This is a genomic window from Isoptericola sp. Y581 (genome assembly GCF_059445475.1).
In genome coordinates this window covers 316504-337275 of record NZ_JCAIUK010000005.1, presented here as the reverse complement: position 1 = coordinate 337275, position 20772 = coordinate 316504, and the positions used below count along the sequence as shown (strand labels likewise).

The window sequence follows — 20772 nt, the reverse complement described above, 5'->3', positions numbered from 1 at the left end:
CCGGGGTCGCCGGAGGGGCCGTCAGAGGGTGGCGCACGCGCCCGCGCGGGCGGCGGCCCGCTGCCAGCGCAGCACCAGCACGGTGTCGGCGCGGCGGCGGGCGGCCGCCCCCAGGTGGGCGATCTGCCGGTGTTCCAGCAGGGCGTGCAGGTCGTGATCGAGCGCCCAGGTCAGGGCGCGGCAGACGTCGTCGTACTCGGGGGACAGCGGGGACGGTGCAGGTCTCACGGGGGGAAAGATGTCCGACTCGCCGGTTTGTGACACCCGGTGTGTCACAGGTCTGCAGCAGACTCGCCGCATGGACCTCACCCAGGCGCGCGAGACCAAGTCACAGCTGTCCGAATTCGCCCGTGACCTGGCCGAACGTCACGGCGTGCCGGCGTCCCCGTACACCTTCGGGGACGACGCCACCCCCGCCGACGTGGTGCGCGCACCCACCCTCTCGCTCGGCCTCGCGCCGCAGGGGGAGGGGCGGTACGCGATCGCCGTGCGGTACCGGCTCGGCGTGCCCACCGCGCGGTCGTTCGCGCGCAAGCTGGCCGCCGAGGCGGGCGACGCCGTCGACGTGCGTCGCACCGGCCGGATCCGCACCCTCGCCCGCGCGGTCCGGCCGCCGGTCGCGACGGCGCAGGCCGCGGGGGAGACCGACCGCGTGCGGCCCCTGCGCCCGGGCGTCTCGATCGCGCACGTGGACGTCACCGCCGGCACGCTCGGCGCCTTCGTGACCCGCGCCGACGCCGCCACGTTCGTGCTGTCCAACTTCCACGTGCTCGCCGGGTCGCCATCGGCGCAGGTCGGGGACGTCGTCGTGCAGCCGGGCCCCGCCGACGGCGGCCGATCGCCCGACGACCGCGTCGCCACCCTCGCGCAGGTGGTGCCGCTGTCCCCCGGCGAGCCCGCGACCGTGGACGCGGCGTTGGCCCTGCTGGACGAAGGGATCGAGGCGGACCCCACGTATCCCGTCGGCCGGGTGACCGCGACGGCCGTGGCGACGGGCGGCGAGGCGGTGGCAAAGATCGGCCGTACCACCGCGCTCACGCAGGGTCGGGTCACGGCGATCGAGATGGACGACGTCGTCGTCGGGTACGGCGAGGAGCTCGGCGCGCTGTCGTTCGACAACCAGATCGAGGTCGAGGGCACCGCCGGCGCCTTCTCCCGCGGCGGAGACTCCGGTTCGCTCGTCTACCGCGAGGACGGCGTGGCCCTGGGCCTCCTGTTCGCCGGCTCCGAGACCGGCGGTGCCGACGGCAGCGGGCTCACCTACTGCAACCCGATCGACGCCGTCCTCGAGGCGCTGGGCGTCCAGCTCGCCTGACCCCCGCCGAGGTAGTCCGGAAATTCGCGAGGTAGTTCGAACTACCTCGTGGATTTTCGAACTACCTCGCGAATTTCCGGACTACCTCGGCGGGATCAGGCCCAGGTGAGCAGGTCCTCGCCGTGCTCGATCATCGTGCCGACCTGCGCGAGGCGGTCGACGACGTCGGGCGTCGCCTCGAGCGCCACGACGGGGCAGACGGCGGAGCGGCCGCCGTCGCGGACCGCGGCCGGGTCCCAGGAGACGAGGACGGTGCCGCGCTGGACGTCGGCGCCCTCCTCGACGTGCGCGGTGAAGCCCTCGCCGCCGAGCTTGACCGTGTCGATGCCCAGGTGCACGAGGACGGCGCGGCCGTCGGCGTGCTGCACGACGAACGCGTGCGGGTGCAGCTTGACGAGCTTGCCCGTGATGGGCGCCACCGCCTCCCGGCCACGGACGCCGTCGGGCTCGATCGCGAGGCCCGGGCCGACGAGGCCGGCGGAAAACACGGGGTCGGCCACCTCGGACACGTCGACGACCGTGCCGGCGACGGGGGCGAGGACGGTCAGCGCCGTCATCAGCGCAGGTCCTCGATGTCCGAGGCGAGCGTGTCCGCCTCGGGGCCCACGATGACCTGGATCGCGATGCCGGACCGGACGACGGCGATCGCGCCGGCCGCGGTGAGCGCGGCGTCGTTCACCTTGGCGGGGTCCTCGACCTCGACGCGGAGCCGGGTGATGCACGGCTCGAGGTCGACGATGTTGTCGTCGCCGCCGAGGGCGTCGAGGATCTGCTGTGCCTTGCTCATGATGCTCCTTGGTCGGTCCGGGATCCGTGGGTCAGGGGTTCCGGCATCACGCTGGCCTGGCTTCACACGGGCTCACATGAGCTCGGCGAGGTCGGAGGCGATCGTGTCCACGCGCGGGCCCACCACGACCTGCACCACCCGCCCGTTGATCATCACTCCGAACGCCCCGGCGCGCCGCAGCAGGGCGGCATCCACCAGGGCGGGGTCCTTGACGAGAGACCGGAGCCGGGTGGTGCACGGGTCGATCTCGTCGATGTTCTCCACCCCGCCGAGGCCGGCGAGGATCGAGGCGGCGAGCCGCGCGTCGGGGTCGCTGTCGGGCTGGCTCATCGAGGGCTCCCTTCGGGGATGCGTCCGGGGACGGGTCGTCCTGACGGGGTCGAGCGGGGCACCAGCGTCGGGCGCGCCTCGCGCAGGGGCACGAAGACGCTGTACCGGTCGCCGCGGTAGCTGGCGCGCGAGTACATGAGGGCGGCGTCGCCGCCGAAGGTGCGGCGCACGGTGCGCATGACGGCGCGCGAGGACTGCATCTGCAGCGACTCGAGCTCCTCCGGAGTGCCGTCCGCGGCCGTGATGGTCTCCTCGCCCCAGGATGGGTCGAGGCCGCGCTCGCGCAGAGCGGCGTAGAGGCTGTCGGGCACGCCGCCGTCGAGCAGGTCGGGCGCGAGGTCGACGGGGATCCAGGACTCCTCGACGCTCATCGGGTTGCCGTCTGCGGTGCGCAGCCGCACCACGTGGTGCACGGGGGTGCCGACCTCGCGGTCCAGCGCCTCGGCGACCGGGGCCGGCGCGGGCAGCGACTCGCACCGCAGCACCGTCGCCCCCGGCGTGAGGCCGCGGCGGCGGGCCTCCTCGCCGAAGGTGGTCAGGCGCATCTCGAAGTCCGCGCGCGGCGGCGCCACGAAGGTGCCGCGGCCCTGCGCGCGCTCCAGCACGCCCTCGGTGACCAGCGCGTCGATCGCCTGGCGCACGGTCATGCGCGAGACGCCGAACTGCTCGGTGAGGCTGCGCTCGGAGGGGACGGCGTCCCCGACGGAGAGCTCGGTCGACACGAGCCCGGCGAGGTACGCGCGCACGGCGAGGTACTTGTGCTCGCCGCCGCGTGCGCGTGCCCTGACCATCGTCGTGTCCTGTTCTGCCCTGTGATCGGCATCGATCAGCGTCATGTCCGACATCGTGCCCAAGTATCGGGCCGTTCCTCCCGGCGGAAGCACGGGGTTGACACATCATGAGGTCTAGACCACTCTTCCTGCAAGTGGTCCAGACAACCTGCCGATGGCAGCGTAGGGATCACCGGCATCGCCGCCGCATCGACGTCGCGACACTGCCGCCGGACGACGCAGGCCCGGGCCTGCAGGGCCCGCCCGGGCCACCCATCGGAGGAGAACCATGACCACGGTCGCTGAGACCAAGCAGAAGCGGGGCTTCCCCGGCCTGGCGCAGCTGCAGCGCGTCGGCCGCTCGCTGATGCTTCCCATCGCCTCGCTGCCCGCCGCCGCGCTGCTCCTGCGCCTGGGTCAGGCCGACATGCTCGGCGCCGACGGGGTCGCCGGCACGCTCCCGTGGATGCAGTACGTGGCCGACGTGGTCGGCGCCGCCGGCAGCGCGCTGATCGACAACCTGCCGATCATCTTCGCCCTCGGCGTCGCGGTCGGGTACGCCCGCAAGGCGGACGGCACCACCGGGCTCGCGGCCCTCATCGGATACCTCGTCTTCACCGGGGTCACGGACGCGCTGTCCCCGGCCATCGGCCTCGGCGTGGACGCGAACGGTGAGCAGGTCCTCATCAACTACGGCGTGCTGGGCGGCATCATCGTCGGCCTCACGGCCGCCCTGCTGTACCAGAAGTACTACCGGATCAAGCTGCCGGCCTACCTCGCCTTCTTCGGCGGCCGGCGGTTCGTGCCGATCGTCACTGCGGGGATGTCGCTGGTCATCGGCGTCGTCGCCGCCCTGATCTACCCGGCCTTCGACTGGCTGATCAACGACCAGATCGGCGTCTTCGTCACCGGCTCGACCGTGCTCGGAGGGTTCGTCTTCGGCACCCTGAACCGCCTCCTCCTGCCGTTCGGCCTGCACCACCTGCTGAACTCGCTGCCCTGGTTCCAGTTCGGCTCCTTCACGACGCCCGGCGGTGCGGTCGTCAACGGCGACATCGCGCGCTTCCTCAACGGCGACCCCACCGCGGGCACGTTCATGACCGGCTTCTTCCCGATCATGATGTTCGCCCTCCCGGCGGCGGCGCTCGCGATGATCCACACCGCCAAGCCGCAGAACCGCAAGGCCATCGGCGGCGTCCTCGGCTCCGCCGCGCTGGTCGCCTTCGTCACCGGCGTCACCGAGCCCCTCGAGTACGCGTTCGTCTACGTGGCGTACCCGCTGTACGCGATCCACGCGGTGCTCACGGGCAGCTCCCTCGCGCTGGTCAACGCGATCGGCATCCGCGACGGCTTCGGCTTCTCCGCGGGCGTCATCGACTACCTGCTCAACTTCCGCATCGCCGAGATGCCGCTGCTGCTCATCCTCATCGGGCTGGGCTACGCGGTCATCTACTACTTCCTGTTCCGGTTCGTCATCACGAAGTGGAACCTCAAGACGCCTGGCCGCGAGGACGACCCGGAGGCCGCGGCCGCCGTCGTCGCCGACCAGGCCACGGAGCAGCAGGCCACGGAGCAGCAGGCCGCCGACCAGGCGGCCGGGGACCAGAAGGCCGCCGGGTCCGACGCCGGACCCGCGGCCGCGAAGGAGAAGGGCTCGGACAGATGAGCATCACTCTCACCGGTGCCCCGGTGAGCCCCGGGCGGGTGGCCGGCGTCGTCGTGACGATGCCGGCCCCCGTCCCGGAGCCCCCGGCGGCGACGATCGACACGTCCGACCCGGCAGGGGCCGACGACGCGGTGTCCCGCCTGGGCGCCGCGTCGCGGGCCGTCCAGGACCGCCTCACCGCGCAGGCGGCCGAGGCCACGGGCACGGCGGCGGACGTCCTCACGGTCACGGCCGCCATGGCCGCCGACCCGACGCTGGCCTCCGACGCCGAGCGGCGCGTGCGGGGGTCGTCGTCGACGCCCGAGCGGGCCGTGTGGGACGCCGCGAACGCGCTGGCCGCGCAGCTCGAGTCGCTCGGCCCGCCGCTGAGCGAGCGGGCCCGCGACGTGCACGACGTGCGCGACCGGATCGTCGCGGAGCTCACGGGCGTGCGCCCACCGGGCGTGCCCTCGCCGGGGCACCCGTTCGTGCTCGTGGCGGACGACCTCGCGCCCGCGGACACGGCCACGCTCGACCCGGCCGAGGTGGTCGGCATCGTGACCAGGGGCGGCGGCCCGACCTCGCACACCGCGATCCTGGCGCGCGCGCTCGGCATCCCCGCCGTCGTCGCGACCCACGGGGCCGACGAGCTCGCCGAGGGCGAGACCGTCGTCGTCGACGGCGGCGCGGGCACGGTGGTGCGCGACCCGTCCGACGCCGAGGTCGAGGCCGCGCGGCGCGCCGTGCGCGTGGTGCGGACCTTCGACGGCACCGGCCGCACCGCCGACGGGCACCGGGTGGAGCTGCTCGCCAACGTGGCCGACCCGGAGGCGGCACAGGCGGCCGTCGCGGCGCACGCCGAGGGCGTGGGCCTGTTCCGCACCGAGTTCTGCTTCCTCGGGCGCGACTCCGAGCCGTCGGTCCAGGAGCAGGTCGCGGCCTACCGCGGCGTGCTCGCCGCGTTCGGCGGCCGCAAGGTCGTGGTCCGCACCCTCGACGCGGGGGCGGACAAGCCGCTGCCCTTCGTGACCGCCGACGACGAGCCCAACCCGGCGCTCGGCGTCCGCGGCCTGCGCACCGCCGTCGCCCACCCCGAGGTGCTCGACCGGCAGCTCCAGGCGATCGCGGAGGCGGCCGCCGCCGAGGGCGCCGACGTGTGGGTCATGGCGCCCATGGTCGCCACGACCGACGAGGCACGGTCGTTCGTCGCCGCCTGCGAGACGCACGGGCTGCACCGCGCCGGCGCGATGGTGGAGGTGCCGGCGGCCGCGCTGCGGTCGCAATGGATCTTCGAGCACGCGACGTTCGGCAGCATCGGCACCAACGACCTCACGCAGTACGCGATGGCGGCCGACCGCATGCTGGGTGACCTCGCGGCGCTCTCCACGTCGTGGCAGCCCGCCGTGCTCGAGCTGGTGCGCGCCACCTGCGGGGGCGCGTACTCCCGCGGGCGTCCCGTGGGCGTGTGCGGCGAGGCGGCGGCGGACGCCGTGCTCGCCCCCGTGCTCGTGGGGCTCGGCGTGAAATCGCTGTCCATGACGCCGCGCGCCCTCGCCGACGTCGCGGCCGTGCTCGCCGAGGTCACGTTCGTCCGGTGCCGCGAGCTCGCGCGCGTGGCGCTGGAGCAGCCCGACGCCGACGCCGCGCGCTCCGCCGTCCGGCGCGAGCTGGCCGAGGTGCTGGAGCCGCTCGGACTGTGACGATCCGCTGGTTGAGCCTGTCGAATCCCGCCCCGGTGGTTGAGCTTGTCGAAACCCAGGACCGAGGTTTCGACAGGCTCAACCAGCGAAGAGCGCGGCGCCGTACTTGAACAGCACCGCGGCGGCGAGCAGGGCGAACCACGCCGCGGTGAGGATGCCGAACGCGCCGGACCGCACGAGGGACATCGCCCAGGCCTGCAGGCGCGGGGGCCAGTAGAGGGTGTCCTCGAGGATGTTCCAGTGCAGCATCGACGCGAACACGAGCGTCGTGGAGACGGTGATCGTGAGGCACCAGGGGCACAGCGCGCCGATGACGAACATCGACTGCCAGAGTAGCCAGTAGGCGAAGACGAACCCGAGCAGGTAGACGGTCTGCGCCGCCGTCATGAACCACCGCGGGAACCGCACCCCGGCGAGCCCGGCGACGGCGACGGTGATGACCACGGACTCGGCGATGAGCCCGAGGAAGGCGTTGGGGAACCCGAAGAGGCTCGCCTGCCATGACGTCCCGACGGTGCCGCAGGAGATCACGGCGTTGATGTTGCACGACAGCACGGCGTCGGGGTCGGCGGCCAGCTCGACGGCGTCGACCGACAGGACGAAGGCAGCGACCAGCCCCACGAGCGCGCCGACGAGCATCTCGCCGAACAGCCAGCCCGCCGAGTGGAAGAAACCGCTCGGGCGGTGGGTCCGGTCCGTCAGGCCACCGCTTCGGAGGAGAGGAAGTCGACCAGCGCGTCCAGCGTGGCCGTGGCGTCGTCGCCGTCGGTCTCGGTGCGCAGCACCACCTCGTCGCCGGCGTCCGCGCCGAGCGTCATGATCCCGAGGATGCTCGCTGCGTCCACCGGGACGCTGCCGTTCTTGGCGATCTTCACGGGGACCGGCTGCTGGCCGGCCTTCTGCGCGAACAGGGCGGCCGGGCGGGCGTGCAGGCCCTCGGTGATGGCGACGACGACGGTGCGTTCCATGGAGTCCTCCGAGACGGGTGGTCTGGACCAGTTCATCGTAGGGATCGCAGGCCGGGAAGGGAAGCCCGTCCCTGGTCAGCGAGGGACGCGGGCGCGGTCGATCGCCATCCCGACGGAGTCGAGCAGCCGTTCTATCGAGGCGTCGAAGGGCGTGGCCTCGGCGTCGAAGCCCCCCGCCTCCCAGATGCGCGTCATGGTGGGGTACCGCTGCGGGTCGAACCAGTCGGCCCAGAAGCTGCTCATCGAGGTCCAGTACTCGTCGTTGCTCTGGCCCGAGGCGTCGTTCTCGGCCACCTCGGCGACCGTGGCACGCGCGAGGCCGCGCACGAACGCGTCGACCAGCCCGATGATCTCGACCACCTGGCGCTCCGGGAGCCCCGTGTCGACGAGGCTGCGCAGGCCGCACTCCTGCGCGTCCAGCACCGCGGGCGTGGGCGGCAGCCGCCACATGTTGGTCTGCAGGATCCACGGGTGGTGCTGGTACAGGTGCCAGTGCTGGCGGGCGTAGGCGCCGAGGCCGTCGCGCCACGTCGCGTCGGAGGGGAGCAGGTCGAGCTCGGCGAACGCGCGGTCGATCATCAGGTCGAGCAGCTCCGTGCGCCCCGGCACGTACGTGTACAGCGACATCGCCCCGACGCCGAGCCGGGCGGCGACCTTGCGCATCGACAGCGCGTCCAAACCTTCCGCGTCGGCGATCGCCGTGCCCGCGGCGATCACCTCGTCGAGGGTGAGGCGGGCCTTGCGCCCGCGCCCCGACGGCTGTGGCGGGTCCCAGAGCAGCGCCAGCCGGCGCACGACGTCGGGCGGACGGGGGATCCCGTCGGCCGGTTCGACCGGTGGTTCCGGGCCGGCCGACGGCCCCGGCTCTGGCGTAGTGCTCGACATGGCTCGTCATCCTCCCACCGCCACGACCGTGGCCCGTTGCCGGACCCCGTTGCTAGTCTTGAAGCTAGTTCCAGTACAGTGTACGAGAGATGCGGGGAGAGGGGAGCGCACTCCTGGAGCCGACGGCGGGCGAGGCCACCGTCGCGGGGTTCGACGTCGTAGCCCACCCCGGGCAGGTGCGCGCCCGGCTCGGTTTCATCGGGCAGGGCAACGGCGGCGGCTTCAGCTACAAGGTGATCGACGAGCTGCACGACCAGGGCCGGTTCTACGGCCTGTCGCCGCAGGTCTACGTCGCCGCAGGTCTACGTCGCCGCAGGTCTACGTCGCCGCAGGTCTACAAGGACCGGGCCGCCGACCTGATGGCGGCGCTCGAGCTCACGGGGCTCGAGGAGCGGTCCGTGCAGTCGCTGTCCGGCGGGCAGCGCCGCCGGCTCGACGTCGCGCTCGGGCTGATGAACCACCCGCCGCTGCTGTTCCTCGACGAGCCCACCGCGGGCCTCGACCCGCACTCGCGGGCCAACCTCTGGGGCCGCCTCACGGCGATGCGCGAGCGGTACGGCATGACGGTGGTGCTCACCACCTACTACCTCGACGAAGCGGACAGCATGGCGGAACGCGTCGTCGTCATCGACCACGGGGAGATCATCGCCGACGCCGCGCCCGACGCCCTCAAGCGCCGGCACGCGGACGACGCCCTCACGCTGGTGGTCGCCACCGACGACGGCGCGGCGGTGCGCGCCGCGCTGCCCGACGGCCTCGGCGACGTCGAGCTCACGCCGCACGAGCCCGGGCTGCAGGTACGGGTGACCACCGCGAGCGGCGCGGACACCCTGCCCGGCGTCATCGGGTCGCTGCGCGTGGCGGGGGTCGCGACGTCGTCGGCGAGCGTGCGGCAGGCGAGCCTCGACGACGTGTTCCTCAGCGAGGCACCGCAGAGGGCACGCCAGGAGCGAACAGCAGGACCGGGCAGACCCGCACCACTCACACGGGCACGGGGCAGACGGGCACGGGGCAGAGGGACACGGGGCACGAGGCCCCCCGCATCGTCACCCGCACCGGCCCGGGCAAGTTCTTCGCGGACACGGGCGCCGTCTTCACCCGCGAGATCCTGATTCTGCGCGACCCGTTCACGCTGTGGTCTTCTCCCTGCTGCAGCCGCTGATCTTCCTCGGCCTGTTCGGCCCGCTGCTCACCGGCGCGTTCGGCGGCGGCTTCCGAGCGGATGCTCTTCGGCGCCACGTTCGCCGACCCGGCCGTGCTGTGGGGGACCGTCGCCGCGGCGCTCACGTGCGCCGTCGGCCTGCTGGTCGGCATCCGCGCCACCCGCAAGTCGGTCTGAGGGCGGCCGCTGGTCGAGCCGGAATCTCAGCGGCCGGTGTCGTTCATCTCGTCCGGGTGGGAGCCGATGCGCTCGCCGCGGTCCAGCGCGGTGATGTCGGCCAGGTCGGCGTCGGTGAGCTCGAAGTCGAAGAGGTCGAGGTTCTCGGCGATGCGCGCCGGGGTCACGGACTTCGGGAAGATGACGTCGCCGCGCTGGAGGTGCCAGCGGAGCACCACCTGGGCAGGGGTCTTGCCGTGTTCGGTGGCGATGCGGACGATCGTCGGGTCTTCCAGGACGCGGCCCCGGCCCAGCGGGGACCAGGCCTCCGTGACGATCTGGTGCTCCGCGTCGAAGGCGCGGACCTCCTCGTTGCCGAGCCACGGGTGCACCTCCACCTGGTTCACCGCGGGCACGACGGTGCCCTCCGCCAGTACCCGGCGCAGGTGGTGCGGCTGGAAGTTCGAGACGCCGATGGCGCGGGCGCGGCCGGAGCGGTAGATCTCCTCCAGCGCGGTCCACGCCTCGGCGAACTTCCCGACGGCGGGCAGGGGCCAGTGGATGAGGAACAGGTCGACGTGGTCGAGGCCGAGCTCGTCGAGCGAGAGGTCGAAGGCGATGAGCGCGTCGTCGTGCGCGTGGAACGCGTTGTTCAGCTTGGTAGTGATGAACAGGTCGTCGCGGGGCAGACCCGCCGCGGCGACGGCCTCCCCGACGCCCCGCTCGTTGCGGTACATCTGCGCGGTGTCGATGTGCCGGTAGCCCGCCTCGAGGGCGGTCAGCACCAGGTCGCGCGTCTGCTCCGGCGGGATCTTGAACGTGCCGAAGCCGAGCTGCGGGATCGACGTGCCGTTGTTCAGGGGCAGGGACGGGATCGCGGTGCTCATGACCCCATCCTGTCCCGGTACCGCCGGCCACGCAGGGAGGCGAGCGTCGAGATGACCCGGTGGCGTGATCGATCCCATCGCGCCGAAGTTCTCCCGGGGACCGTCGCCGGGAGCACGCTGGAGGTGTCGCCCCGGCCGCCAGGGCGGTCGCCCCGTGAGGAGATCCGATGCCGTTCGACCAGATGCCGTTCGACCAGATGCCGTTCGACCAGGTGCACGTCTACTTCGCCTCGTCGGCCTCGGGGATGGTTCGCCAGTTCTGCGAACGCCTCGGTCGGCCCGTGCACGACCTGGGCGACCGGGAGGTGCGCCGCTCGGTACCCCGGGGGCCGTGGGTGCTGGTCACGCCGTCGTACAAGACCGGCAACCCGGACAACGACACTCTCCCCGAGCCGGTGCGTCGGTTCCTGCGCACCCCCGTCACGCGGCGTCGGCTGGTGGGGATCATGGGCTCGGGTAACCGGAACTTCGGCCAGCACTATCAGGCGGCCGCGCGGCAGGTGGCCCGGGCGTCCGGACGTCCGGTGCTCTTCGAGTTCGAGCTGCAGGGCACGCGGTGGGACGTCGAGCAGGCGCGGGAGACCCTCGCCGCGCTCGACGCCGGGCTCCGCGAAAGGCGCCCACGTGTGCCGGTCTGAGCCGGTGGGGTGGCCGGCTCGTCGGCGCCGAAGGACGGTCAGCGTGGGCCGGCCGCCCCGCCGTCGCGGGGAGCGCAGCACCCGTCGTCGCACCCGTCCGCACAGCCGTCCTCGCCCCCGAGGAGCGCGCCGACCGGCGTGCTGCAGGTGTCGCCGCGCCAGGCCTCGATACCCTCCTTGACCGCGAAGCCGGCGATGACGAGCGCGGCGAGCGGGTCGGCCCAGGTCCACCCGAGCGTGGAGTTGAGCACGAGCCCGACGAGCAGCACCGCGGACAGGTAGGTGCACAGCAGGGTCTGCTTGGAGTCGGCGACGGCGGATGCGGAGCCGAGCTCCCGGCCGGTGCGCCGCTCGAACCAGGAGAGGAGCGGCATGACGGCCAGGCTCACCGCCGCGAGGGCGATGCCGACGGGAGAATGGTCGGGCTCTGCGGCGCCGAGCAGGGTGCGCACGGCGTCGACGGTGACGAACAGTGCGAGGCCGAAGAACGACACGGCGATGAGTCGCAGCGCCACGCGCTCGCGGCGGTGCGGGTCGGGGGCGGCGAACTGCCAGGCGACCGCGGCCGCGGACAGCACCTCGACGACCGAGTCCAGCCCGAAGCCGACCAGGGCCGCCGACGATGCCGCGCGCCCGGCGGTGATCGCGACGACGGCCTCGATCGCGTTGTAGCCGATCGTCGCGGCCACGATCCACCGCACGCGGCGCTCGAGGAGCGCGCGGCGTGCGGGCTGCACGGGGCGGAGCGGGAGGGCGGTCACCAGGCCGACGGTACACGGAATGATGTATCGTCGGAAGGGCGCCGACGGCCGGCAGCTTTGGGGCCGGGTGCAGGTCACGCGGCTCGGGCTGTGCCCGTGTCGGCGTCGGGCGCACAATGGGAGGACCCGGAGGTGTTCCATGGTCACGATCGACGAGGCGCGCGCCGCCAAACCCGCCCTGCGCGAGGCGCTCCAGAGCGTCGAGGGGGTGTGCGGCGTCGGGCTCGCCCAACGCGGTGACGAGGCGGACTGGGTGCTCCAGGTGAACGTCGTTTCCCTGAGCGCGCGCAAGGACGTGCCACCCGCGGTGGACGGCGTGCCCGTTCAGGTGCAGGTCGTCGGGGCGGTCACCGCGTTCTGACGCCCCCCGGCGTCAGGCGACCCGCGCGACGAGCGACGACGCGTCGGCCAACAGGTCGTCGGCGTCGATGATGTCGGAAGGATCGAGCAGCACGCGCGCCACCGCGCCCAGCAGGAGCATCTGCAGGAAGGCGCCGTGCTCGGCCGGAAGTCCGAAGAGCTCCGCCAGTGCCGCGCGGGCGTCAGAGCTCGCGGCAGTCACGGCAGCCGCTCGTTCCGGGTCGCGCGCCGCGGTCGCGATGAGCTCGAGCTGCACCGCCCAGAGGGCCCTGTCCTCGGCGACCGACGCCGTCACCCGCTGCCAGACCGCGCCGAACCGCTCCCTGGGGGAGGATCCGAGGTCCTGCGCCCCGATGGACTCGAGCACGTCCCCCCAGTCGCGCACGGCCGCCACGAGCGCGTCGTCCAGCAGCGCCTCCTTGCTCCCGAAGTGGTAGCCGATCGCGGCGAGGCTGACGCCGGCGGCGCCGGCGATGTCGCGTGCGGTGGTGCGCGCGTACCCCTTCTCGCGGAGGCAGTTGCGTGCCGCGGCGAGGAGCGCGGCCCTGTTGCTCGAACTCATCGGCCCATGGTAGCTCAGACGTCTCACACGAACGTCTTGCACAAGTGTCTTAGATGCTTGTAGCGTGGCGCGCACCAACTTCCTCACGGTCAGGAGAAGCCCGATGAACCGCACCGTCCTCATCTCCGGCGGGGGTGTCGCGGGCCTCGCCCTCGCGCACCAGCTCGCCGCCCACGGCGACACCCCCACCGTCGTCGAGCACGCCGCCGCGCCCCGCGCCGGCGGGTACAAGGTCGACGTGCGGGGCGCCGCTCTGCAGGTTCTCGACCGCATGGGGCTCCTGGCCGAGGCTCAGGGCCTGCGCACCGAGGTGCGGTCCGGCACGGTCGTCGACGGGCGAGGACGGCGGGCCGCGAGCATGGACGGCGACACCTTCGGCGGCCGCGTGCACGACGACGTCGAGCTGCTGCGCGGGGACCTGCACCGCCTCCTGCGCGAGAGCGCGTCCGGTGGCGAGCACGTCTACGGTGACTCGATCGCGACGCTCACGGACACCGGAGACGCCGTCGAGGTCGGGTTCGCCTCCGGCCGCACCGGGCGCTACGACCTGGTGGTCGGCGCCGACGGGCTCCGGTCGGCCACGCGCAACCTCGTGTTCGGGCCCGACGAGAAGTTCCTTACCGACCTCGGCTACTACGTCGCCGTCGCGACGGTCCCCAACCGGTTGAACCTCGACCGCGAAGAGGTGACGTACGTGGGCCCCGGCCGCACCGCGCTCGTGTACGCCACGGCCCGGGAGGCGGGGGCACGGGCGATGTTCCTGTGGTCGTCGGGCCCGCTGGATCACCAGGGGCTCGACCGCGGCGGGCGCGAGCGGCTGCTGGCCGAGGCGTACGCCGGCGAGGGGTGGGAGGTGCCCGCACTGCTGACGGACGTGCCCGCCTCGCCCGACCTGCTGTTCGACTCGCTGAGCCAGGTGCGCATGGACCGCTGGTCGCAGGGGCGCACCGTGCTGATCGGCGACGCCGCGTACTGTGCGTCCCCCGCCTCGGGGCAGGGCACGAGCATGGCCCTCGTCGGGGCGTCCGTCCTGGCCGCCGCGCTCGCCGGGCACGACGACCACGCGGCCGCGTTCGCGGACTACGAGCGGAGGATGCGCCCCTTCGTGGAGGCTAACCAGGCGCTCGGCCCGGCCAACGTGAAGCGCATGGTGGTCCGCACGCGAGGTCAGGTGCGCGCGTCGCTCGCGATGCTGCGGATCATGGACCGGCTGCCGGGCAAGGAGCGGATGCTCGCGCAGGTGACGGCGCCGATCCACCGGGCGGCCGACGCCATCGAGCTCCCCGAGCTCGTGGGCTGATCGTGGTGCGGGCCGTCCGGTCGGGGTTCACCCGTTCACTCCGGGGCGGCCCCGGCGTACTTGACGAACACACGGGAGCCGCGCCGTCGGAGACCTGGCCACGATGGCGCAGAATGGCGGGGTGACCTCCTCGTCCCGTCTGCCCCGCGTCCGCGCGTCCGAGCTCGTCGGCCGCCGCTGGCTCAACACCGGCGGCCGCGACGTCACCCTCGCCGACCTGCGCGGCAAGGTCGTGGTGCTGGATTTCTGGACCTTCTGCTGCATCAACTGCCTGCACGTGCTGGACGAGCTGCGCGAGCTGGAGGAGCGGCACCGCGACGAGCTGGTGATCGTGGGCGTGCACTCGCCCAAGTTCGCGCACGAGGCGGACCCGGTGGCGCTCGCGGCCGCCGTCGAGCGGTACGAGGTGCACCACCCCGTGCTCGACGACCCGGAGCTCGTCACCTGGGGCGCATACACCGCGCGGGCCTGGCCGACGCTCGTCGTCGTGGACCCCGAGGGCTACGTCGTCGCGCAGATGGCGGGGGAGGGACACGCGTCGGCGATCGAGGCGATCGTCGAGGAGCTGGTGGCCGAGCACGACGCGAAGGGCACGCTGCACCGCGGCGACGGCCCGTACGTGCCGCCCGAGCCCACGCCCAGCACGCTGCGCTTCCCCGCCAAGGCCGTCGTGCTGCGGGGCGGGAACCTGCTCGTCGCGGACGCCGGCCACCACTCGCTGGCCGAGCTCGCGCCCGATGCCGAGACGCTGGTGCGGCGCATCGGCTCCGGCGAGCGCGGGCTGGATGACGGGGCCGCCGACGTCGCGCGGTTCAGCGAGCCGAACGGCCTGTGCCTCGTCCCCGACGAGCTGCGCCCCGCGCTCGGGTACGACGTGCTCGTCGCGGACACGGTCAACCACGCGCTGCGCGGCGTGCGGCTCGACGACGGCGCGGTGACGACGGTCGCGGGCACCGGCGAGCAGTTCATGGTGGGCGGGCAGGAGAACGTCGTCGGGGCGACCGGCGGGCTCGACCTCGGCGCCGTCCACCCCGCGAGGTCCGTGCGGCTCAGCTCCCCGTGGGACATGGTGTGGTCGCCACGGCTCGGGGCGTTCGTCGTGGCGATGGCCGGGAACCACACCCTGTGGGCCTTCGACGCCCTGGAGGGCACGGTCGGGCTGCTCGCCGGCACGATGAACGAGGGGCTCGAGGACGGGCCGGGCACCGAGGCGTGGTTCGCCCAGCCGTCCGGGCTGGCGCGGGCGGGCATCGGCTCGACAGGCTCGACAGGCTCGACCGACGGGGACGCGCTCTGGCTGGCCGACGCCGAGACGTCGGCGCTGCGGCGCGTCGAGTTGTCAGGGCCACGCGAAGGTCTTGATGCGCCTGGCCCTGACAACTCGCGGGGGGTGCGGGTCACGACCGCCGTCGGGCAGGGGCTGTTCGACTTCGGGCACCGCGACGGCGAGGCCCGCGAGGCGCTGCTGCAGCACCCGCTGGGCGTGGCGTCGCTCCCCGACGGCAGCGTCGTCGTCGCCGACACGTACAACGGCGCGCTGCGCCGCTACGACCCGGCGTCGGACACCGTCACGACCCTCGCCACCGGGCTCGCGGAGCCGTCGGACGTCGTGGTGCAGGTCGAGGGGGACCGGGTGCACCTGCTCGTCGTGGAGTCGGCCGCGCACCGGCTCACGCGGGTGGCCCTGCCTGCCGACCTGGCGGGCGAGGTGCTCGACGGCGGCTCGCACCGGATGGCGCGCCCGGCCACGGAGGTCACGCCCGGGGAGCTGCGGCTGGACGTGCCGTTCGTGCCCGCCCCGGGGCAGAAGCTCGACGACCGCTGGGGCCCGTCCACCGAGCTGCGCGTCAGCGCCACCCCGCCCGAGCTGCTGCTCGACGGCGCGGGCGACGGCGTCGACCTCGAGAGGGGCCTGGTGATCAACCCGGACATCGCGGAGGGGGTGCTGCACGTGACGGCCAAGGCCGCGTCGTGCGACGTCGTCCCGCTCGGGCTCGACGGCGAGCCCGACCCGGACGTCTTCCCCGCGTGCCACCTCGCCCAGCAGGACTGGGGCGTGCCGGTGCGCGTGACGCCGGGCGGCGACGCCTCGCTGACGCTCCCGCTGCGCGGCTGAGGAACAGCGCCTCGCCTCGCCCGGCGCCGCCCGGCCCGACCTCGGGTCGGTGGCGGGCGGTACGGTCCTGCGCATGATCCACGTCACGGACGGCGACGGCCAGGAGGACCCGCGCATCACGAGCGCCAAGCCGTACACCCAACGCTTGTTCGTGCACCACTTCCGGGTCTCGGAGGTCGAGCAGCTCGACGACGAGTTCGCCGGGTGGCTGCGCGAGGCGTACGCCGTCGGTGCGGGCGCGCACGTCGGCCGGGCCGACCGGTGAGCGGGCTCGGCGGCACGGGCGAGGTGCTCGTCGCGGGCCCGGCGGCCTGGAACCGCATCGTCCACGTGGACGCGCTGCCGACCCCGACCCCGCACACCGTCTTTGCCCGGGACTCCTACGACGCCGTCGGCGGCACGTCCGCGGGCAAGGCGCTCAACCTGGCCCGCCTCGGGCGCAGCGTCGTGCTGCGCACGGTGCTCGGGTCGGACGACGAGGGCGGTCGGGTGCGCGACGTCCTGGCGGGCGCCGGGGTGCGCGTGCTCGCCGAGCCGTCGCCCGACGGGCGCACCGAGAGCCACCTCAACCTCATGGACGGCGACGGCGGGCGGCTCTCGGTCTACCTGCGGGCACCGGGCGAGGTGCCCGCGTCGGGGCCGGGCTGGGACGCCACGCTCGCGGCGCTCGACGCCGCCGCGGCCGTGGTCGTGGACCTCGCCCCTTCAGCCCTACCGGTCCTGGCCGCGGCGAGTGAGCGAGGGCGGGACGTCTGGGTCGACCTGCACGACTACGACGGCGTCACGGACTTCCACCGTCCCTGGGCGGCAGCAGGCACGCACGTGTTCTTCAGCTCCGACCGGCTGGCCGACCACCGCGCGTTCATGACCGCGCGGCTCGACGCCGGGGCGCGGCTCGTCGTGTGCACGCACGGCGCGCGCGGGGCGACGGCGCTCACGGCCGACGGCTTCGTCGACGTGCCCGCGGACGTCGTCGACGACGTCGTGGACACGAACGGCGCGGGCGACGGGTTCTTCGCCGGCTACCTCGACGCGCACCTACGCGGGGCGGACTTCGCGGAGGCGCTCACCGCGGCCGCCGCCCACGCCGCGCAGGTGGTGCGCAGCCCGGGCCTCGCGCCCGCGAACTGAGGCGACCGCGGACTGAGGCGAAATGGACTCCAGCTCAAGACGTGTGCATCTTTCGAACTGCTTGCTCAGCAGGAATGCTGACTCGTCACCCGGCGGGAGTCTTGCCTGGCAGGAGACTCCCGTGACACAGGAGTCGTGATCGCTGGCGAGGAGAGAATTCCGGCGCGCCGACAGGAGTGAGAACGCAGACGCCTGCGCGGGGGCGAGTGCCAGGGCTGCTCAGGCCAGGCCGGCGTCGCGCGCGACGATCGCCGCCTGCATGCGGGACACCACGCCCAGCTTGGCCAGCACCCGCGAGACGTGGGTCTTCGCGGTGGCCTCGGTGATGACAAACTCCGCGGCGATGCCCTGGTTGGACAGCCCGCGCCCCAGTGCGGCGAGCACGTCCACCTCGCGCGGGGTGAGGTCGGCGAGCCGGGGGTCGTCCCGGTCGGGCCGAGCGCCGTTCGCCCGGGGAGCGGGCCGGCCGGCGCCGCCCCCGGCGAGCTGGGCCAGCACCCGCCGCGTCACCTCGGGGGCGAGCACGCCGTCGCCGGCCGCGACCTGCCGCACGGCGTCGAGCAGCGCCGCCGGCTCGGCCGTCTTGAGCAGGAACCCCGCCGCCCCGGCCTGCAGGGCGCCGTCCACGTACTCGTCAAGATCGAACGTGGTGAGCACCAGCACGTCGGCCAGGCCCTCCGCGGTAATCGCGCGCGTGGCCGCGATGCCGTCGGTGCCGGGCATGCGCAGATCCATGAGGACGACGTCGGGCCGCAGCGCGCGCGCGTTTGCCACGGCCGCCATGCCGTCGGCCGCCTCGCCCACCACCTCGACGTCGTCGGCGGCGTCCAGCAGCAGCCGCAACCCGGCGCGGATCGCCGCGTGGTCGTCGGCCAGCAGCACGCGCACGGGCGCGCTCCCGCCGGTCCGCCCGTTCCTGGTCGTCGTCATCCGGCCTCCCGTCCGGTCGCTACCCGTCCGGTCGCTACCCTGCCGGTCGCTACCCCGCCGGTCTCCGTCCCGGCCGGCACCCGCGCGCGCAGGGCCCAGCCGCCGTCGTCCACCGGCCCGGCCTCGAACGTGCCGCCGAGCGCCTCCGCGCGCTCGCGCATGGTGATCATCCCCGTGCCCGCGCTGAGGGCGGGGTCGCTCGCCCCGAGAGCACCGGCCGTGGCGCCCGCCGGGGCGGGGTTGCGGACGCTCAGCGTCACGACGTCCCCCGCCGCGGCGCGCTCACCGCCCAGCAGCTCGAGCCGCACCGTCACCGGGGCTCCGGGCGCGTGCTTGCGCGCGTTGGTCAGCGCCTCCTGCGCGATCCGGTACACCGTGTGCCCGACGGCAGCGGGCAGCCTCGCCCGCGCCACGCCGTCCGGGTCGTCGAGGGTGACGTCGACCCCCGTCGCGCGGGCAGAGTCGAGCAGGTCGTCCAGCTGGTCGAGCCCGCCGGGTGCGGCGAGCGGGTCGCGGGCGGCGTCGGCGCGCAGGAGCTCGATCATGGACCGCATCTCGGTGAGCGACGCGATGGAGCTCTCGCGGACCTGCTCGAGCGCCGCCCGGTCCCGGTCCGTGTCCGGCGGCGTGCTGAGCACCGCCCCCGAGTGGATCGCGATGGTGGACAGGTGGGAGGCGATGACGTCGTGCAGGTCCCGCGCCATCGCGGCGCGCTCCGCCTGCACGGCCTCGTGCCGATCGAGCTCCGCGATCGTGACGAGGTCCGTCGCGCGCTCGCGCTCCAGCTCGGCGGCCCGCGCCGCCTCGTCGGCCCGAGAGCGCTCCAGCCCGGCCAGCTCGGACTTCTGTCGCACGTTGTCCGCCCACCACATCGGCACCAGCAGGATCCCGCCGAACTGCAGGCCCCCGTAGACGAAGGCGCGCACGTCCTGCTCGATCTCGCCGGCCGCGACCGCGCCGCCGACGGCGAGCGTGACCGCCGTGCCCCACAGCCAGCGGCGCGCCGTCGACCCGGACCACATCGCCGCCGCGAACAGCAGGTCCCACAGCACGAGCATGATCGCGAGGCTGCCGCCCCACGCCACGTCGACCAGGGTCACCACCACGCCACCCGCCAGTGCGAGCATCGGCCGGACCCTCTTGGCCAGCGTGATCGCGCAGCCCACGGCCAGCAGCGCCACCCGCCACCAGGGCTCGGGCGGCGCGACCAGCGGCGGATCCCCCGTGTACATGTCCACCAGCCCGACCTGCAGCAGCAACCAGCCGAGGACGAACAGCGTCACGGCGTTGGCGACGTCGCCGCGCCGGTCGTCGCCGCCCCACACCTCGACCAGCCTGCGCAGGCGCGTGGTCGCGGTGGGTCCGGTGGTCACCGTCCCATCCCAGCACAGGGGCGGCTCCGGGGGATCGTCCGAAGGGGGTATCCGTGCCGGGGGCGCGCGACGCGCGAGGATCACTCCTTCGGCCGACGACCGGGCGGGCGTCGCGCCGCCAGGATCGAGGCATGGAACTTCTGGATCTCGGAGGGCTCGGGGGCGCCGGGCTCGGCGCCATGGCCGGCGCGCTCGTGGTGCTCGCGCTCATCGACTCGACCAGCTTCGGCACCCTGCTGATCCCCGTCTGGCTGCTGCTCGCCCCCGGCCGCGTGCGCCCGGCGCGGATGCTCGCCTACCTCGGCACGGTCGCGGTCTTCTACCTCGCGGTGGGCGTCGCGGTGCTGCTCGGCGCCGGCGCCTTCCTGGAGCGGTACGGCGACGTGCTGGAGTCGCGGCCCGCGATGATCGCGCAGCTCCTGCTCGGCATCGGGCTGTTCGCGCTGAGCTTCCGCTTCGACGGCAAGCGGGCCCGGGCGCGCGCGGAGCGCGAGGGCGCGCGCCCGGGGCGGCTGGTCCGCTGGCGGGAGCGCGCCATGGGGATCGAGTCCGGTGGCCTCGGCGGGAGCGGTGCCGACGCCCGCCCGGTGCCCGGCATGCTGGCACCGACGTCGACGACGACCTCGACGGCGGTGCGCCCGCGCACGTCGCTGCTGCCCCTCATGGGCCTCGCCCTCGGCGCGGTGGCGCTCGAGGTCGGCACGATGCTCCCGTACCTGGCGGCGATCGGCTTGATCACGACGTCGGAACTCGCGACCGGCACGAGCGTCGGCGTCCTCGCCGCGTACTGCGTGGTGATGGTGCTCCCGGCGCTGCTCCTGCTCGGGGGCCGGCTGGTCGCGGCGCGCGCCGTCGACCCGCTGCTGCGCCGGCTGGAGGGGTGGCTGTCCAAGAACGCCGCGGAGATGACCGGCTGGGTGCTGGGCATCATCGGCGTGCTGCTCGCGCTCAACGCCTTCGGGGCGCTTGGGTGGACCGCCCTGCGGATCCAGTGAC

Annotated in this window: 24 protein-coding genes; 11 read left to right on the top strand and 13 right to left on the bottom strand. The window is 73.7% G+C overall.

Going from position 1 to position 20772, the window contains the following annotated elements; all coding sequences use genetic code 11:
* Positions 1–21 precede the first annotated feature (21 nt).
* Positions 22–228, bottom strand: coding sequence for a hypothetical protein (locus AC1C2W_RS12075; protein WP_495413194.1), 207 nt, complete (start codon positions 226–228; stop codon positions 22–24).
* A 70-nt stretch (positions 229–298) separates the two neighbouring features.
* Between AC1C2W_RS12075 and AC1C2W_RS12070 the strand changes: the two genes are divergently transcribed.
* Positions 299–1315 carry a chymotrypsin family serine protease gene (locus AC1C2W_RS12070; protein WP_495413193.1) on the top strand — a complete coding sequence of 339 codons (1017 nt, stop codon included), beginning with the start codon at positions 299–301 and terminating at the stop codon, positions 1313–1315.
* Between the two features lie 95 nt (positions 1316–1410).
* On the opposite strand, the gene AC1C2W_RS12065 is transcribed toward AC1C2W_RS12070, so the two are convergent.
* The 4 genes from AC1C2W_RS12065 to AC1C2W_RS12050 all read right to left on the bottom strand — a co-directional run bounded on the left by AC1C2W_RS12065 (position 1411) and on the right by AC1C2W_RS12050 (position 3268).
* Positions 1411–1872, bottom strand: coding sequence for a PTS sugar transporter subunit IIA (locus AC1C2W_RS12065; RefSeq protein ID WP_495389098.1), 462 nt, complete (start codon positions 1870–1872; stop codon positions 1411–1413).
* On the bottom strand, positions 1872–2102 hold the full coding sequence (locus AC1C2W_RS12060; protein WP_495389097.1) for a PTS sugar transporter subunit IIB: 231 nt from the start codon (positions 2100–2102) through the stop codon (positions 1872–1874). Before AC1C2W_RS12060 ends, AC1C2W_RS12065 begins: the two co-directional genes overlap by 1 nt.
* Positions 2103–2174: 72 nt before the next feature.
* Positions 2175–2432 (bottom strand): PTS sugar transporter subunit IIB, encoded by a 258-nt coding sequence (locus AC1C2W_RS12055; protein ID WP_344247124.1) that lies wholly within the window; start codon positions 2430–2432, stop codon positions 2175–2177.
* Positions 2429–3268 (bottom strand): GntR family transcriptional regulator, encoded by an 840-nt coding sequence (locus AC1C2W_RS12050; protein WP_495413192.1) that lies wholly within the window; start codon positions 3266–3268, stop codon positions 2429–2431. The genes AC1C2W_RS12055 and AC1C2W_RS12050 overlap by 4 nt, the downstream gene beginning before the upstream one ends.
* A gap of 223 nt (positions 3269–3491) precedes the next feature.
* Between AC1C2W_RS12050 and AC1C2W_RS12045 the strand changes: the two genes are divergently transcribed.
* Entirely contained in the window at positions 3492–4868 is a 1377-nt protein-coding gene (locus tag AC1C2W_RS12045) for a PTS transporter subunit EIIC (protein ID WP_495389095.1), read from the top strand.
* Positions 4865–6547, top strand: a complete 1683-nt coding sequence (gene ptsP / locus AC1C2W_RS12040; protein ID WP_495413191.1) for a phosphoenolpyruvate--protein phosphotransferase — start codon at positions 4865–4867, stop codon at positions 6545–6547. Before AC1C2W_RS12045 ends, ptsP begins: the two co-directional genes overlap by 4 nt.
* A 78-nt stretch (positions 6548–6625) precedes the next feature.
* On the opposite strand, the gene AC1C2W_RS12035 is transcribed toward ptsP, so the two are convergent.
* The 3 genes from AC1C2W_RS12035 to AC1C2W_RS12025 all read right to left on the bottom strand — a co-directional run bounded on the left by AC1C2W_RS12035 (position 6626) and on the right by AC1C2W_RS12025 (position 8400).
* A complete protein-coding gene (locus AC1C2W_RS12035) occupies positions 6626–7186 on the bottom strand; it encodes a vitamin K epoxide reductase family protein (protein ID WP_495389093.1) in 561 nt (186 codons plus the stop codon).
* A gap of 59 nt (positions 7187–7245) precedes the next feature.
* Entirely contained in the window at positions 7246–7515 is a 270-nt protein-coding gene (locus AC1C2W_RS12030) for an HPr family phosphocarrier protein (protein ID WP_495389092.1), read from the bottom strand.
* Between the two features lie 75 nt (positions 7516–7590).
* Positions 7591–8400 (bottom strand): TetR/AcrR family transcriptional regulator, encoded by an 810-nt coding sequence (locus AC1C2W_RS12025; RefSeq protein ID WP_495389091.1) that lies wholly within the window; start codon positions 8398–8400, stop codon positions 7591–7593.
* An 89-nt stretch (positions 8401–8489) separates the two neighbouring features.
* Between AC1C2W_RS12025 and AC1C2W_RS12020 the strand changes: the two genes are divergently transcribed.
* A complete protein-coding gene (locus tag AC1C2W_RS12020) occupies positions 8490–9512 on the top strand; it encodes an ATP-binding cassette domain-containing protein (RefSeq protein WP_495413190.1) in 1023 nt (340 codons plus the stop codon).
* 253 nt (positions 9513–9765) lie between these two features.
* On the opposite strand, the gene AC1C2W_RS12015 is transcribed toward AC1C2W_RS12020, so the two are convergent.
* Positions 9766–10605 carry an aldo/keto reductase gene (locus tag AC1C2W_RS12015; RefSeq protein WP_495389090.1) on the bottom strand — a complete coding sequence of 280 codons (840 nt, stop codon included), beginning with the start codon at positions 10603–10605 and terminating at the stop codon, positions 9766–9768.
* Between the two features lie 167 nt (positions 10606–10772).
* Here AC1C2W_RS12015 and nrdI point away from each other — a divergent pair, with 167 nt between their 5' ends.
* Positions 10773–11243, top strand: a complete 471-nt coding sequence (gene nrdI, locus AC1C2W_RS12010) for a class Ib ribonucleoside-diphosphate reductase assembly flavoprotein NrdI (RefSeq protein WP_495413189.1) — start codon at positions 10773–10775, stop codon at positions 11241–11243.
* 38 nt (positions 11244–11281) lie between these two features.
* Here nrdI and AC1C2W_RS12005 read toward each other — a convergent pair whose 3' ends face one another.
* Entirely contained in the window at positions 11282–12004 is a 723-nt protein-coding gene (locus AC1C2W_RS12005; RefSeq protein WP_495413188.1) for a cation diffusion facilitator family transporter, read from the bottom strand.
* 139 nt (positions 12005–12143) lie between these two features.
* On the opposite strand from AC1C2W_RS12005, the gene AC1C2W_RS12000 reads away from it, so the two are divergent.
* The gene (locus AC1C2W_RS12000) at positions 12144–12365 is read left to right on the top strand and encodes a hypothetical protein (protein WP_495389087.1); all 222 of its coding nucleotides are present in this window, start codon (positions 12144–12146) and stop codon (positions 12363–12365) included.
* 12 nt (positions 12366–12377) lie between these two features.
* Here AC1C2W_RS12000 and AC1C2W_RS11995 read toward each other — a convergent pair whose 3' ends face one another.
* Positions 12378–12926 carry a TetR/AcrR family transcriptional regulator gene (locus tag AC1C2W_RS11995; RefSeq protein ID WP_495389086.1) on the bottom strand — a complete coding sequence of 183 codons (549 nt, stop codon included), beginning with the start codon at positions 12924–12926 and terminating at the stop codon, positions 12378–12380.
* A 103-nt stretch (positions 12927–13029) separates the two neighbouring features.
* On the opposite strand from AC1C2W_RS11995, the gene AC1C2W_RS11990 reads away from it, so the two are divergent.
* The 4 genes from AC1C2W_RS11990 (at position 13030) to AC1C2W_RS11975 (ending at position 17473) form a co-directional block, all read left to right on the top strand.
* Positions 13030–14226 carry an FAD-dependent monooxygenase gene (locus AC1C2W_RS11990; RefSeq protein ID WP_495413187.1) on the top strand — a complete coding sequence of 399 codons (1197 nt, stop codon included), beginning with the start codon at positions 13030–13032 and terminating at the stop codon, positions 14224–14226.
* Between the two features lie 103 nt (positions 14227–14329).
* Positions 14330–16342, top strand: coding sequence for an NHL domain-containing thioredoxin family protein (locus tag AC1C2W_RS11985; RefSeq protein ID WP_495413186.1), 2013 nt, complete (start codon positions 14330–14332; stop codon positions 16340–16342).
* A 73-nt stretch (positions 16343–16415) separates the two neighbouring features.
* Entirely contained in the window at positions 16416–16607 is a 192-nt protein-coding gene (locus AC1C2W_RS11980) for a hypothetical protein (RefSeq protein ID WP_495389083.1), read from the top strand.
* A complete protein-coding gene (locus tag AC1C2W_RS11975; RefSeq protein WP_495389082.1) occupies positions 16604–17473 on the top strand; it encodes a carbohydrate kinase family protein in 870 nt (289 codons plus the stop codon). Before AC1C2W_RS11980 ends, AC1C2W_RS11975 begins: the two co-directional genes overlap by 4 nt.
* A gap of 219 nt (positions 17474–17692) precedes the next feature.
* On the opposite strand, the gene AC1C2W_RS11970 is transcribed toward AC1C2W_RS11975, so the two are convergent.
* Together AC1C2W_RS11970 and AC1C2W_RS11965 are read right to left on the bottom strand one after the other, a co-directional pair.
* Positions 17693–18403, bottom strand: coding sequence for a response regulator (locus AC1C2W_RS11970; protein ID WP_495413185.1), 711 nt, complete (start codon positions 18401–18403; stop codon positions 17693–17695).
* Positions 18400–19776: a sensor histidine kinase gene (locus AC1C2W_RS11965; protein ID WP_495413184.1), complete on the bottom strand. Its 1377-nt coding sequence runs from the start codon at positions 19774–19776 to the stop codon at positions 18400–18402. Before AC1C2W_RS11965 ends, AC1C2W_RS11970 begins: the two co-directional genes overlap by 4 nt.
* Positions 19777–19907: 131 nt before the next feature.
* Between AC1C2W_RS11965 and AC1C2W_RS11960 the strand changes: the two genes are divergently transcribed.
* Positions 19908–20771, top strand: a complete 864-nt coding sequence (locus AC1C2W_RS11960; protein ID WP_495389079.1) for a GAP family protein — start codon at positions 19908–19910, stop codon at positions 20769–20771.
* The last annotated feature ends 1 nt before the right edge of the window (position 20772 follow it).

Bases quoted from the DNA above. Each gene is read 5' to 3' on its own strand.
- AC1C2W_RS12065 (WP_495389098.1), bottom strand. From the start codon at position 1,872: ATGACGGCGCTGACCGTCCTCGCCCCCGTCGCCGGCACGGTCGTCGAC.
- AC1C2W_RS12060 (WP_495389097.1), bottom strand. From the start codon at position 2,102: ATGAGCAAGGCACAGCAGATCCTCGACGCCCTCGGCGGCGACGACAAC.
- AC1C2W_RS11960 (WP_495389079.1), top strand. From the start codon at position 19,908: ATGGAACTTCTGGATCTCGGAGGGCTCGGGGGCGCCGGGCTCGGCGCC.
- AC1C2W_RS11985 (WP_495413186.1), top strand. From the start codon at position 14,330: ATGGCGCAGAATGGCGGGGTGACCTCCTCGTCCCGTCTGCCCCGCGTC.
- AC1C2W_RS12050 (WP_495413192.1), bottom strand. From the start codon at position 3,268: ATGACGCTGATCGATGCCGATCACAGGGCAGAACAGGACACGACGATG.
- AC1C2W_RS11995 (WP_495389086.1), bottom strand. From the start codon at position 12,926: ATGAGTTCGAGCAACAGGGCCGCGCTCCTCGCCGCGGCACGCAACTGC.
- AC1C2W_RS12025 (WP_495389091.1), bottom strand. From the start codon at position 8,400: ATGTCGAGCACTACGCCAGAGCCGGGGCCGTCGGCCGGCCCGGAACCA.
- AC1C2W_RS12070 (WP_495413193.1), top strand. From the start codon at position 299: ATGGACCTCACCCAGGCGCGCGAGACCAAGTCACAGCTGTCCGAATTC.
- AC1C2W_RS11980 (WP_495389083.1), top strand. From the start codon at position 16,416: ATGATCCACGTCACGGACGGCGACGGCCAGGAGGACCCGCGCATCACG.
- AC1C2W_RS12045 (WP_495389095.1), top strand. From the start codon at position 3,492: ATGACCACGGTCGCTGAGACCAAGCAGAAGCGGGGCTTCCCCGGCCTG.
- AC1C2W_RS12055 (WP_344247124.1), bottom strand. From the start codon at position 2,432: ATGAGCCAGCCCGACAGCGACCCCGACGCGCGGCTCGCCGCCTCGATC.
- AC1C2W_RS11970 (WP_495413185.1), bottom strand. From the start codon at position 18,403: ATGACGACGACCAGGAACGGGCGGACCGGCGGGAGCGCGCCCGTGCGC.
- AC1C2W_RS11990 (WP_495413187.1), top strand. From the start codon at position 13,030: ATGAACCGCACCGTCCTCATCTCCGGCGGGGGTGTCGCGGGCCTCGCC.
- nrdI (WP_495413189.1), top strand. From the start codon at position 10,773: ATGCCGTTCGACCAGATGCCGTTCGACCAGATGCCGTTCGACCAGGTG.
- ptsP (WP_495413191.1), top strand. From the start codon at position 4,865: ATGAGCATCACTCTCACCGGTGCCCCGGTGAGCCCCGGGCGGGTGGCC.
- AC1C2W_RS12020 (WP_495413190.1), top strand. From the start codon at position 8,490: ATGCGGGGAGAGGGGAGCGCACTCCTGGAGCCGACGGCGGGCGAGGCC.
- AC1C2W_RS12035 (WP_495389093.1), bottom strand. From the start codon at position 7,186: ATGCTCGTCGGCGCGCTCGTGGGGCTGGTCGCTGCCTTCGTCCTGTCG.
- AC1C2W_RS12030 (WP_495389092.1), bottom strand. From the start codon at position 7,515: ATGGAACGCACCGTCGTCGTCGCCATCACCGAGGGCCTGCACGCCCGC.
- AC1C2W_RS12015 (WP_495389090.1), bottom strand. From the start codon at position 10,605: ATGAGCACCGCGATCCCGTCCCTGCCCCTGAACAACGGCACGTCGATC.
- AC1C2W_RS12000 (WP_495389087.1), top strand. From the start codon at position 12,144: ATGGTCACGATCGACGAGGCGCGCGCCGCCAAACCCGCCCTGCGCGAG.